At 66.8% G+C, this 12,059-nt stretch carries 13 protein-coding genes; 6 read left to right on the top strand and 7 right to left on the bottom strand.

What is annotated here, in order from left to right:
• Positions 1-465 precede the first annotated feature (465 nt).
• The gene (locus MJ785_RS10090; protein ID WP_239380558.1) at positions 466-969 is read right to left on the bottom strand and encodes a hypothetical protein; all 504 of its coding nucleotides are present in this window, start codon (positions 967-969) and stop codon (positions 466-468) included.
• A 346-nt stretch (positions 970-1,315) separates the two neighbouring features.
• Between MJ785_RS10090 and MJ785_RS10085 the strand changes: the two genes are divergently transcribed.
• A complete protein-coding gene (locus tag MJ785_RS10085; protein ID WP_239377220.1) occupies positions 1,316-1,750 on the top strand; it encodes an NUDIX domain-containing protein in 435 nt (144 codons plus the stop codon).
• A 2-nt stretch (positions 1,751-1,752) separates the two neighbouring features.
• The gene (locus MJ785_RS10080; protein WP_239377219.1) at positions 1,753-2,691 is read left to right on the top strand and encodes a carbohydrate kinase family protein; all 939 of its coding nucleotides are present in this window, start codon (positions 1,753-1,755) and stop codon (positions 2,689-2,691) included.
• Here the strand turns inward: MJ785_RS10080 and MJ785_RS10075 are convergent.
• Genes MJ785_RS10075 through MJ785_RS10065 form a run of 3 tightly spaced genes read right to left on the bottom strand, consistent with a single transcriptional unit; the run spans position 2,688 to position 5,166 of the window.
• Entirely contained in the window at positions 2,688-3,329 is a 642-nt protein-coding gene (locus tag MJ785_RS10075; protein ID WP_239310684.1) for a hypothetical protein, read from the bottom strand. The two genes, MJ785_RS10080 and MJ785_RS10075, sit on opposite strands and share 4 nt — an antisense overlap.
• Positions 3,330-3,343: 14 nt before the next feature.
• The gene (locus MJ785_RS10070; RefSeq protein WP_239380557.1) at positions 3,344-4,486 is read right to left on the bottom strand and encodes a radical SAM protein; all 1,143 of its coding nucleotides are present in this window, start codon (positions 4,484-4,486) and stop codon (positions 3,344-3,346) included.
• Complete coding sequence (locus MJ785_RS10065; RefSeq protein ID WP_239310686.1) at positions 4,483-5,166, bottom strand: hypothetical protein; 684 nt, start codon at positions 5,164-5,166, stop codon at positions 4,483-4,485. The genes MJ785_RS10070 and MJ785_RS10065 overlap by 4 nt, the downstream gene beginning before the upstream one ends.
• Positions 5,167-5,393: 227 nt before the next feature.
• Here MJ785_RS10065 and MJ785_RS10060 point away from each other — a divergent pair, with 227 nt between their 5' ends.
• Complete coding sequence (locus MJ785_RS10060) at positions 5,394-6,941, top strand: helix-turn-helix transcriptional regulator (protein ID WP_239380556.1); 1,548 nt, start codon at positions 5,394-5,396, stop codon at positions 6,939-6,941.
• An 11-nt stretch (positions 6,942-6,952) separates the two neighbouring features.
• Here MJ785_RS10060 and MJ785_RS10055 read toward each other — a convergent pair whose 3' ends face one another.
• The 3 genes from MJ785_RS10055 to MJ785_RS10045 form a co-directional block, all read right to left on the bottom strand.
• Positions 6,953-7,774 (bottom strand): alpha/beta hydrolase, encoded by an 822-nt coding sequence (locus tag MJ785_RS10055; protein ID WP_239310688.1) that lies wholly within the window; start codon positions 7,772-7,774, stop codon positions 6,953-6,955.
• Positions 7,775-7,859: 85 nt separating this feature from the next.
• Complete coding sequence (locus MJ785_RS10050) at positions 7,860-8,477, bottom strand: ATP-binding protein (RefSeq protein ID WP_239310689.1); 618 nt, start codon at positions 8,475-8,477, stop codon at positions 7,860-7,862.
• Positions 8,474-8,821, bottom strand: a complete 348-nt coding sequence (locus tag MJ785_RS10045; protein ID WP_239310690.1) for a recombinase family protein — start codon at positions 8,819-8,821, stop codon at positions 8,474-8,476. The genes MJ785_RS10050 and MJ785_RS10045 overlap by 4 nt, the downstream gene beginning before the upstream one ends.
• Positions 8,822-9,065: 244 nt before the next feature.
• Between MJ785_RS10045 and MJ785_RS10040 the strand changes: the two genes are divergently transcribed.
• The 3 genes from MJ785_RS10040 (at position 9,066) to MJ785_RS10030 (ending at position 11,995) form a co-directional block, all read left to right on the top strand.
• Positions 9,066-9,875, top strand: a complete 810-nt coding sequence (locus MJ785_RS10040; protein ID WP_239310691.1) for a hypothetical protein — start codon at positions 9,066-9,068, stop codon at positions 9,873-9,875.
• A gap of 2 nt (positions 9,876-9,877) precedes the next feature.
• The gene (locus tag MJ785_RS10035) at positions 9,878-11,197 is read left to right on the top strand and encodes a helix-turn-helix domain-containing protein (protein WP_370652915.1); all 1,320 of its coding nucleotides are present in this window, start codon (positions 9,878-9,880) and stop codon (positions 11,195-11,197) included.
• A 162-nt stretch (positions 11,198-11,359) separates the two neighbouring features.
• Positions 11,360-11,995 (top strand): HD domain-containing protein, encoded by a 636-nt coding sequence (locus MJ785_RS10030; protein ID WP_239380553.1) that lies wholly within the window; start codon positions 11,360-11,362, stop codon positions 11,993-11,995.
• Positions 11,996-12,059 lie beyond the last annotated feature (64 nt).

Raw genomic sequence — 12,059 nt, 5'->3', positions numbered from 1 at the left:
ACACCTTCAGTTGATCAGTTGAGCAACCGCTGTTTAATACAGATCGTTTTTGGGGGAAACATGCCACCGGGTTGATCGGCATGCCCGGCTATGGACCCACCCGGCGTGGCCCGCAGGCATGCCCACGACTCGTCACCTACAGCAAGATCTCTAAACCAGGTGAATGTTTACGACAAGATGACCTTCAGTTGCGGAAGCATGGAGCGTGAGCTAACCCGCGAGGAGCTGTTTGAGTCACTCTGGGACCGGATTGTCGTGGAGCTTGAGCGAAAGCCATTCTGAGCGGGCGTGTTGCACTCCATTGGCGGTCGCTTTAGTTGTGTGTTTATCGTGTCGAGTCTTGTTTATGATGTGAATGGATTTGCTAGGTAGTATGTGAGCCAGTTTATAGACGTGGCTCAGGTCTGCGCGAACCATCAGTGATATTGCGCGCTGCGACGGCAGGAATCTTGTCGTCGGTCGCTTTTACGGAGTACTCCCAGCCGCCGGCAAAGGGCTAGCCGACTGCCGCAGAGGCGTGTCCTGCGAATCAGAGAAGATCTCAAACCCGTCCTCTACCACCGCAACATGCCTCCGCAAATCCTCCGGGTGGATATCGCTCAGGTACTGGGCCGGAATGCCCGCTGCCTGTATGCCCGGCAGTTCAACACCCTCCCCGTTAATCTCGTAGATTTCCGCTCCCAGGAGCGGCTCTGCGCTGTTGTAGGGTGTACTGCCAAGTACAGCCGAACCGGTGACGCCGTTGCGGTCTACGAACGTGACCTGGATGATCCAGTTAGGGTAGTCCCCATACCGGCCGTCGTTCGGCATAGAACCCACTACGATCCAACCTGCATCCCGGGCCACTTGCTCGGCTCTCGCTTGATTGGGCGACTTCCCAGTGTCCGCGCCGCAGCCAACCAGAATGGGAATGACGATAAGCGCCAACACGATCAGGAGTGTTCTGCTAAGAGCTTTCCAGGGGATCACGTCGATTCCTCAACTTCCGTATTGAGCTTCATTTTTGGCGGCCGCCAAAATGCTAGCTCTATTTATGCATGTCGTGATCTTGGTGGCAAGCATGAGCGTTCTGCATTATTCGATAGCGTTGCCACCGGCAGGTCGGCGTGTTGAGTAGCGGGCAGGCGTGGTCAACCTGACCGTCTGCTTGACACGTGACTGGCAGTGATATCCGTACCGGCACACCTGAAATCTGGTCTGTCGGCGGTTGCGGTTGCGGTTGCGGTTCGGAATCAGGCCGTATCGCGCTACAATGAATGTATACCGGTCTCGCGAGAAACCACTCTCGCCCCTCGGACCCATGGAGATAATCGTCATGACCTCACCCCGCCACCAGCTCACCACCGACGTTCACCTCGTCTTGCTGAAAGGCAATGACGTTCTCTTCGGCTGCCGCCAGAACACTGGCTACGAGGACGGTGCTTATCACCTGCCCTCCGGCCACCTCGAAGCCGGGGAGTCGGTAGTCGCTGCCCTGATTCGCGAGGCCAAGGAAGAAATCGGCGTCACGATTCAACCCGAAGCCGTCGAGTTCGCACACGTCATGCACAGCTCGTCCAGCGGTGGCCGCGCCGCCTTCTTCTTCACGGTGCGCGGCTGGGAGGGTGAGCCGGAGAATCACGAACCCGACAAGTGCAGCGAACTCCGCTGGTTCCCGCTCGACGAGCTGCCCGCCCACATGATCGCCTACTGCCGTACGGCCCTGGAGCACATCGCCGCCGGCCAGCCCTTCTCGGTCTACGGCTGGTAGCGGTGTCCGGGTACCACTCTGGCCCGGTGGTCTGCTTCAGCTACCTGGCCGCCGCGTCCCTGTGGAACGTCGAGCGTTTTCCGCCTGCCAACCATGGGGCCGAGGTCCAGCGGGCCGAGGCCTCGATTGCGGCTGACGGCCCGATGGTCGCGGCTGTCCTGGCCGCCCTCGACGTCCCGGCCCTCGTGATCAGCAACAACTTCGGTGACGACGCCCAAGGCGACCAGGTACAGGCGTGGCTCCACCGGCGTCGGGTGGCGGCAACGGCCGAGGTGGTACCCGGCATGGCCACGCCGCAGATTGTGATCGTGGCTGACGAGCAGGGCACTCGCACCTGGTTCCCGTACCTGCCCGGGGTGGCCGAGGCCCTGGCCACCGCGGATCTATCGTCGCTGGCCAGAGCCTCGTTCGCCTACATCGACTGTTACCAGCTCATCGAGACCGCAGCCGTCCGCGCGGTGCATGCCACGCGGACGGCTGGTGTGCCGATGCTGCTCAACCTGGGCGGCTCGGCGCTCTCGTCGGCGGTGACCGCCGCAATCCGCGGTTGTCCGGACATCCTGATCCAAACCAACGTTGATGACGTCGAGCACGAGGCCGCCCCGGCGATGGCGGCGTCCCTGCTGCACGCGACGGGCGCCCGGCGGGTGGTGGTCACGGCCGGGGCGTCCGGTGCCGTGGCGGTCGAAGATGAGCGGCGGCTGCGGGTTCCGGCATTCAAGGTGCAGGTGCGGCACACCCACTGCGCCGGTGCCGCGTTCTCTGCCGGCCTGCTGTACGGGCTGGTTCGGGGCTGGCCAATGCGGAACGCCTTGGAGGTGGCCGCTGCCAGCGGCGCCCTGCGCTGCGAGCGGGCTCACGATGAAGCGTTGCCGACGCTTGCCGAGTTGACGGCCGTTGTCGAGTCGCGCGGACATCATCCGGCCGTGGTCGCCAGTTAGAAGAGGTCCCAGTCCCGGAGCATTCCGGTCAGCTCGTCGAGCCGCCCGCGTGTCATTCGCTTGCGGGCGGCTTCGGCGGCCGACTCCTGGACGGCCCCGAACTGCCACCAGCGCTCGCCGGTTGTGCGGTCCATGACCAGGAAGCGATCCTTCACTGCCGGGCCGCGGATGACCAGCGACACCGTGTACGGCTCGGCCACCACGGCATGCACCATCGAGTGGTGCAGGGCGTAGGCGTAGCCAGCCTGCTCCTGCCGGACCTGCAGCGCGGCCAGGCTGCCCGGCTCGGGCTCGGTGTCTACGTCGACGTCGCCGAACAGGTAATGCCGGTACTCGCCGCGCAGGATCAGGCTGGCATACGACCAGCGGTGGTTGTGCGGCCGGTCGAAGTAGCCGGGCAGGAAGACATGCAGCCGCACCCGGATGCCGGCGGCGTCCTGATACAGCACGATCTTGTCCAGGATGTCGTAGTGCTCGGCGAGTGCCAGCAGTTCCGGCCGTGCCGGCAGGCTGAGCAGGGCGCCCCGTACGACGTCCGGGTCGTCGGCGAGCTGCGTGAGTGCCTTCCGGGTGGCGTGCTCCACGGCGTCGATGTCGTTCCAGTCCAGCGCGTGCAGCGGCTCGATGATGTGATCCATCTGGATCTTCCTTCCTAGTCTTCGGGCTTGGCGCTGGACTTCCACAGCCGGCAAACCGGCACGATGTCGGGCTCGATAGCACACGACGAGCCGCCCATAACGATCTGTTCTGCCGGGCAGCCGCCCTGGCAGGACGCGACCTTGCAGCCGCCGCAGGCGCTCGTGACCAGCGGACGGGTGAACAGGTCGAACTCGTTGTCACTGCGGTTGAGCACCACCTGGCCGTCCTGCATCCGGGCGAAGTACAGATCGGTGTCGAACAGGTAGGAGCAGACGTAGCATCTGCCGTCGGGAAAGATCGAGATTCTGTCCAGCGTCCGCCCGATGCAGCCCTGGTAGCCCTCGGCGGCGTAGCGGGCCATCTGGTCGCGGCGGGCGTAGGTCGGCTGGTACCAGACCCGCGTCTGGTAGCCGGGCGCGGTCTCGTTGAGCACGTCGCAAAACGTCACCCACTCCCGAGGGCTCATCGCCATGTCGGCGTTGCCGTGCCCGACGCCGATGGTCGAGAAGACGTGGAACTTCACCAGGGACACGCCGAGCTCATCGGCGAGGTCCAGCAGCTTGAGCGCGTCACCCCGGTTGGCCTGGTTGACGGTGCAGATGATCCGGGTGTCGAAACCGCGGCTGGTCAGTTCGGCCGTCGTCTCCAGCGCGGTGTCGAACGTGCCGGCGCCGCGCACCCGGTCGTGGGAGCCAGCGCTGCCGCCGTCGAGGCTGACTTGGACGTAGGCGAAATCCTCCGGCTCCAGCTGCCGGAACTTGCGCGCCGCCGGCTTCTGGGCGTTGGTCGTCGTGATGACGTCCTCGTAGCCCAGGGCTCGGCCGAGCCGGATGACCTCGACGTAGTTGGGGTGCAGCGTCGGCTCGCCGCCGAGGACGGTCAGCTTGCTACCGCCCATCCGCCGCCAGGTGGCCAGCGTCGCGGCGATTTCGGGCAGACCCATCTTGAGTGCCCGGTCCAGCCGCTCGCCCATGTAGCAGTGCTCGCACCGGAGCTGGCAGGCCTCCGTTATATAGAGGTAGACGTTCCGGAACCGGCCGTACGCAACCCGGTCAATGCGGTCCGGCTGTGGGGCGCCGGCCCGCCGGGGCATCCGAGCATGGCCGTAGTCGTCATCAGTCCGCAGACGCGGCGGGGCAAGAGGCACAGTGGTCATAGCTGGCGAATCCTCGAGGTCAGGAGTGCGGTGACGGCCTGGGCGGTCTGCTCGGGGGACGTGCCGCTGTTGAGCCGGGTCACGGCGACGCCGGCCTCTGCGAACGCTTGGCGGATGCCGTCGGCGGTCTGCCGGTAGCGCTGCAACCGGGCACGCAGCAGCCGCGGTGCGTCGCCCCGGCGGGGGTGCAGGATGCCGCCGCAGCGGGCGCACCGCTGGGCGTCCTCGGCGCTCGGCTCGGCGGGTAGTCGGGGGTCGTGGATGGGGTCGCGTTCGCAGCGGTGGCACACCCGCCGCTGGAAGGCCCGGCGGTAAAGGGTGGTCACCTCGCTGGCAAGCTCGACGGCATGCACGGTGCAGCCGGGCGCGTGCTGCTCCAATGCGGCGAGGAACAGCCGGACCTGTGTGCCGGTGCCGGGGAAGTTGTCGAAGAACACGGTGCTCGTCTGGTCGCCCTTCACCGTGGTGTCGAGGTAGCCGCGCAGCGCGGTCACGACGTTGAAGTCGTCGATCCAGCCGAGTCGTTCGGCGCTGGTGGCCGTGGCCGCCAGGATGGTCTCCGGCACGTGCTCCCGGAGTCGGAAGACGGCGCACCCTGGCGCCCGACCGAGCCGCGCGGTCAGGGTCGTCTTGCCGGCAGCCGGCGGACCGACCACGGGTACGGCAACCGTGAGGGTCATTACGGGCAACCCCCTTTGAAGCGGAGTGCAGGACGGTGCGCCGCCGGTGAGGGGAGTCCGGCAGCGCGTGCGACCGACGATGGGAAGCATCCTCAGCGTCGGACCCAAGATCCGGCGCTGCCACGTCTGTCGGGTGTGGTCGGCATACGCGAAACGCATAGACCCTGCTACCGGCGGTGTTAGCGTCGTCCTGATCGTCCGCGTACAACCCCGGGAGATGTCCAGCCGTGACGAGCGCGCCTCAGCTCCGCCACTGCACCCGCTGCGGCCATCGCCTGGCCGTGGACAACCCCCGGCCGCTGTGTAGTCCGTGCCAGAGCGCCGCCGTCGACGCGCAAGCCCGTCCGCCGGCGGTGCCGCCGGAGTTCTGGGCGCTCGACCAGATGCGCGACGCCCTGGCCACCTGGCACATGGGCCGGGTGATCTTTGCCTACCGGAACCACCCGTACCACAGCCACACGCTGTCGCAGGAGCTGGTCGGCACCTGGCTCGGGCTCACCCAGGCCCAGCTCAGCCGCATCGAGAACGGCCGGGCGCCAGAGGAACTGACCAAGCTGATCCGCTACAGCCAGATCCTCGGCATTCCGGGCGAGCTGCTGTGGTTCGACCTGCCCGGCGCGCCGCGTACCCGGACGCCCATCGAAACCGAGCCGCCGATTCTCATGCCGGTTGTGCTCGGCGGCCGGGAGGTCATGATTCCGGTCGATGCTGAGGCAGCGAAGGCCGCTGGCCTCGACGGCATGATCGGCACATTGGCTGTTCGGGCCGGGGCCACGCCGGGTCTGGCGGTAGGCCCCGCTGCATCGGCCGAACGGCAGACCGCGCGTGTCCTACCGTTCGCCGGCCTGGACGAGATGCGGCACCTAGCCGCCGCGCTGGAAGATGCTCACCGGTACCTGGACCACTCGGTGGTTGGCTTCTTCACCCGCCAGTTTGGACGCTGCAAGGCCGACGACGGCCACGCGGGGCCGTTGCGCGTCCTGCCGATGGTGCTCGGCATCCTCGGCGCCGTCCAGCAACACGCCCGCGACGTCCAACCGGACGTCCGGCGCGCGCTGCTCGCCATCGGTGCCGATGGTGCCGAGTTCGCCGGCTGGCTGTACCGAGACCTGCACGACCCCGACTCGGCCACTTACTGGTACGACCGGGGGACGGAATGGGCACAGGAGGCTTGCGACCTGCCGATGCAGGGCTACATCCTGCTCCGGAAGTCGCAGATGGCCTACACGGAGCGGGATGCCGTGCGGGTGCTGACCCTCGCGCAAGCTGCTCATCACGGTCCGTGGCGGCTCCCGCCCCGCGTCCGCGCTGAGGTCATCCAACAGGAGGCCCGCGGGCTGGCGATGACCGGCGAGCCAATCGCCGTCGTCGAGCGGAAGCTCAGCGACGCCCAGACGCTGTTGGCCGCCGCCGATGACGGGGATGCCTCGCCGCTCGGCGCGCAGTACGACGAACGTACCTGGCTGCTGCGGTCGGCCAGTTGCTACATCGAGGCCGGCAAACCCCGCGAGGCCGCCGCGCTGTACGGCGATGTGTTAGCCAGCGGCGTGCTGGCCCGGCGGGATGAGGGCTACTACCGGGCACGCCGGGCGGTGGCCTGCGCTCTGGGTGGTGAACCGGATGAGGCCGCCCAGGAAGGACTGGACGCCCTCCGTTTGGCGGCGAGCACCAACTCGCAGCGCACCACCAGAGAAGTGGCCCGGGTTGTGGCGATCCTCGCCCCGTGGCAGGCCCGCAGCGGTCCGCGAGAGTTGCGGGCAGCGATGGGCGCATAACTACCGGAAGATCAGTCTTTGGTTAGCCACTCCGCCACCGTCCGAATCACGAACGCCTGCCATTGCTGGCTCTGCGGATCGGCGTACGTCGGGTCGTCATGCACGGCGAATCCATGCTGCGCGCCCTCGATTTCCACCAATTTGTACTCTGCTTGGAAGCGGGGTACGGCCGCGCGGGTGGCTTCTATGGATACGAACGTGTCCTTCGTGCCGTGGACGATGAGGGTTGGCGCGGTGGTTTCGCCAAGCACCTCCACCGGCCTAATCCAGAACACTTCGCTTAGCATTGCCCGCCCGTGCCGGACGGTGGGCGAGTGGCGGATGAAGCCCTCGGCTGTTAGCCGCGCCGCGGCCTCGTCGTCCAGGACATTATTGTGCCAGTAGGGCTTCTGGTCGACGTAGCGGTTCTTGTAGTCGAGCTGCGGATTCAGTAGCACCAGCCGCGACAGCTCTTCCGGGCGCTTCGCCGCGTAGTAGGCCGCGAGGCCGCCGCCGAAGCTCGTGCCCAGCAGATGCAGGACGGACGCACCGGTTTCCTCCCGCACCCTGGCCAGAGCCACCCCGATGTCGTTTAGGTGGCCCGTCAGCGTCGTCTCCTCCATGGGGCCTTCGCTCTCCCCATGCCCGCGGAGGTCGAACCGCAGCGACGCGGCGCCCGCCTCCGCCAGCCCGGCGGCCAGCCGGGTGAAGAAGCCGCCCTCCTCGCGGGTGACGCCGCCGCCGTGGACGAGGACCACGGCTCGGCTGACAGCCGCATCCGGCGTGGTCAGCGTGGCGGCCAGGTGCAAGCCGTCCAGTGTGCGGAGTGAGGTCGCGGTCTCGTGCGCGGGCATGGCGCTCCTCTGGACACGGCAGCCACTGATACCCGGCCATCCTCTGGCGAACGGCGCGCGAAGGCCAGAGCCGCCAGCGAGATGCCTATCGCCCAACGCCCTCGCCGGGCGGCAGGTCCCAGTCCAGTGCCCGCAGCGCATCGGCGACGCACTGTAGAGTTGCAAGGTCATCGAAGACTTCGATCGGTTCGGCGGCTCTGGCCGGTCTCTGGCGCGAGGGCAACGGCTCGGCGTTCCCGGCCGCAACGTCGGTCTTTGCCGGTAGTGGGAGGCTGCACCAGGTCACCTTGCCGCCGGTCGGAGGCCGGTAGTAGGCCCATCGGGTGCTGAGCGCCGACACCAGCAGTAGGCCGCGACCGCCTTCGGCGTCGAGAGCCGGGTCTTGCCGGACAGGCGCAGCCGAGCTGGAATCCCAGACCTCGATGATCAGGTCAACGTCGGTGCGTGTGAGGCGGGCGGCGATGATGTCCGCAGACTCCTGCCGAGCGAACGACGCCCGACAGGCATTCGTCACGAGTTCGGACACCAGCAAGCCCGCCGTATCGATCAAGTCCGCCAGGTTCCACGCCTGCAAGGTTGCCGCGACGTGCCGGCGCGCCAGGCCGGGCGCGTTGTAGTCCGTCTGGAATCGGCGAACCTCATGCCGCTGCATGACGAGGGACTGGCGGTCTGCGGGTGCCGCCGTCACCGTCGACCCGCTCACGTGCTCGGTGTTGGGGATTGGGTGTTCGGTGCTCCCACCACGAGCACGCAGCTGCCCGCGTTACTGATCTCCACCTCGATGGTGTGGCGGACTGGGGTCGAGGTCGAAAGGTGGTCGAGGTCGGCGACCAGCACGGCGCGTCCCTCGGTGCGCCGGAGCTGTGCCAGCAGTTCCGTGAGGCCGGGCCGCACGATCCGTGTTGGCGACCTACTGCGGTCGACGAACACGTCGGCCATGGTCATGCTCTCCGCCGCCGCGTGGGCGGACAGTAGACCATGGAGATGGTCTTCCTCGCTCCCGTCGTCGCCCTCCATACGGATGTAGCCATACACGGTCGTGGGCATCCGTCCCCTCCATTCCGCTGGGTGGCTGACGTCCCGGGCCGAGGAGTCGGCTCGACCCGGCCCGGGACGTCTGCGGTAAGGGTGGAAGGCCAGATGGGCGGGCGCCATGTGTGTGGCGTATGGGCTCTACACGCAGCGCGATGCCATGTGTTGGACTTGGCGCAGGGTGTAGTCCAGCGCGCCCACTGCACCCTGGCGGTTGAGCCTGCGACAGCATTTGCTGGCCATGGTGTAAGTTGCTCGCGTGAGTGAGCAGCAGGATGTCATCGAGGAGCTTGAGGCGGCCGGGGTCCTCAACGGGGTGCGCTGGGCGTACCGGTCAGCGGTTACGCGATCCCTGGAGGACTACTCCGAGGGTGCCGGCCATGACGCGGCCTGGCTGGGAAACACCCGGTTCACCCTCTTCCGGAACCGGCTGGACCGCGTGTTCACCTGCGAGCATTACTCGATCACTGGCTCTGGCGAGGACGATGCTGATGTCGCTCTCGACCGGCTGTTCGAGGAACTCCCCAAGGAGGACATCCGGACCATGCCCCGGCTTGGCTCGGGGTTGGTGCGCCGGGCGGACCTCAACGGCAGTCCCGGTTGGACACATGCCGGCCGGCGGTTTCTGCTCGCCTCATGCAAGCACGGTGAGATCGACCGGCTGCCGTGGCCACGGCGTAGCCCGACGAAGCGGTCGGTTGCTCGTCAACGCAACCCGGAGCCCGCGCCCACGCTGTTCGACGGCCTCGATGACGAGGAGGCCGGCGGCCTTGAGGTCTTGGGCGCGAACAAGGAGCTCGATCTTCCGACGTTCGTAGTCGCGCACAGTCTTGACCCCGTAACTGGAGCCCCGGAGCTGGTCTACGGTCGTCCCCGCCTCAACGCTGGTGGCGGGAACGCCTGGCACTGGTACGAGAATCTCCTCAGCGTTCCGCCGATTAAGGGCGGCTACCACATCGACGACGACAGCCCGCTTCCGGCCGGGCCGAGTACCGTGGCGGACGCCGAGGTGCGCCTGCGCCGTCCGGCCGAAGAGCTTCGTCGTGATCGCGCCAGTGGTGAACAGTGAGCATGCGTCCGCCAGCAGCCGATCGGGTGGCCGAGGCGACCGCCTTCTTCGACGGTGGTCGTCTTACGCTGGCCCGTCAGCTCGCAGGCCTCCGCAAAAGCGATCTTGCCGCCGCGGTCGGGAAGAGTCCGACGGCGGTGGCAGCCTGGGAGTCCGGGGCCAAGCGGCCCGCCGCCGCCACAGTCGCGCAGTTGGCGCTGAGTCTCTCGGTCGAGCCGGGCTTCTTCTCGGTCCGGCCGGACGACGTCGCCGCGCTCAGTACGACGCCGCACTTCCGGTCGCTGCGTTCCACCACTCAGCTCGCCCGCGACCAGGCATTCGCCTTCGGACAGGTTGCCGTGGACATCGCGACCAGCTTGGAAAAGCATGTCGAGTTCCCGGAACCCTCGGTGCCGACCCTCCCAGTTGTAGTCGATGACCGTGACGACGACGGCCCAGAACGCGCCGCGCAGCTTATCCGGGAGCAATGGGGGATGGCCGCCGGGCCTGCCGGACACCTGGTCCGACTGCTAGAAAACCACGGCGTGCTCGTAGTCTTCAGTCCGCTCCGCACCTCGTCCGTGGACGCGTACTCGTTCGACAGCCGCCTGCGTCCCGTCGTGGTCCTGAACCCGATTAAGCGCGATTATTACCGGCAGCGGTTCGATGTGGCGCACGAGCTGGGGCATCTGGTCATGCACAGCGACGCCGAACCGGGCGGCCGGATCGTAGAGGACCAGGCCCACCGCTTCGCCGCCGAATTACTGATGCCTGCCGAGCAGCTTCGTGATCTACTCCCGGCTGTCATGGACGGGAAGGTCTGGCGGACCCTCGCTCGCCTCAAGGAGCAGTGGGGCGTCAGCATTCAGGCCCTGCTGTACCGGGCCCGCTGGCTCGGGCGGCTCAGTGACGTGTCCTACCGCAACGCCATGACGACAATCTCGGCTCGCGGCTGGCGGCGCGACGAGCCCGGTCTGATGAGCGCCATCGAACAGCCATCACTACTGCCCAAGGCCATCGAGCTGCTGGCGCAGGAAGGTATCGACGAGACGCAGTTGATCGAGCAATGTCGCGTACCGGTCGACCTGTTCCGCACCGTCACAGCTCGTACGCCCGACAGCACGCGCTCTGAAACCGTTCATTTGCACGGCGAAAGTGGTCAACGGGGCGATGGCCGGGTGGTGTCGCTCTTGGAGCGCCACCAAACAGGACGGCCGGAGAGATCTGATGAATCAGAAGTCGCGCCAGTCCGGCAAAACAACCCCCAGCACGCTGTGGCCAACGCCAAAGATGACGTTACCATCGGCAACGGAAATACATACGAGAACGAACGCCGATGGTGACGCATCGACATTAGTGGGTCAATGCCGGCATGACAGCGGATCGGCCAAAGCCGGCCGCCATGTCACGGTGACCACCGGTTCGCGGGCCTGGGGCGCCCGCACAGTCCCGATCACACACCAGGGCCGGACGCGGGCCCTTCGTCTCGTCCTGGGAGAGCGCCGATGACTCACGATCAACCAGCTGGCGGAATTCGGATCTTCGCATCCTGGCGGACCTGGGCCGACGCCGAACCCACCGTGTCCAGCACCCTCGGCCCGGACGACGCCTCGGTACTGCGACGGGCCTACCGGTTCGCCGAGTCCTGGCATGGCGACCAACGCCGACCGGCCGGCGAGCCCTACCCCACACATCTGCTCGAAGCGCTGGAAGTGCTGCTTGTCGGCACCGGCGAACGCCGAGCCATGCCCCTCGCCGCCGCGCTGCTGCACGACGTCGTCGAGGACACCCCATGTTCGCTGAGCGAGGTCACCGAACAGTTCGGACCGGCCGTCGCCGAACTGGTGGAGCACCTGACCAAACCAGAACCCGCGACCGGGCAGACCGCGCAGCAGGCACGCCAGGCCTATCTCGACCGGCTGGCCGCCGCGCCTCCCGACGCGATCGCCGTCAAACTCGCCGACCGGTACAGCACCACCCAGCGCCTGCACACTCACCCCCGCCCGGCCAAACAGCGCACGTACTACGCCGAGACCGTCGAATCGATCATTCCTCTCGCGGACGGATTCCCCTTCTTCCACGATCTGTTCGCCGTATGGCGGCGCCACTATGCCTACCTGACCGCGCAGCCCGCCATGTGAACGTGTGGGGCCCATCAAGTCCCCGAGGGACCCGGGCGCTCTAAGAGCGCCCGGCAATAGGGAC

The organism is Protofrankia sp. CiT1 (assembly GCF_917627335.1).
In the GTDB taxonomy this organism is placed as follows: domain Bacteria; phylum Actinomycetota; class Actinomycetes; order Frankiales; family Frankiaceae; genus Protofrankia.
This window is presented reverse-complemented; position numbering and strand designations above follow the sequence as displayed.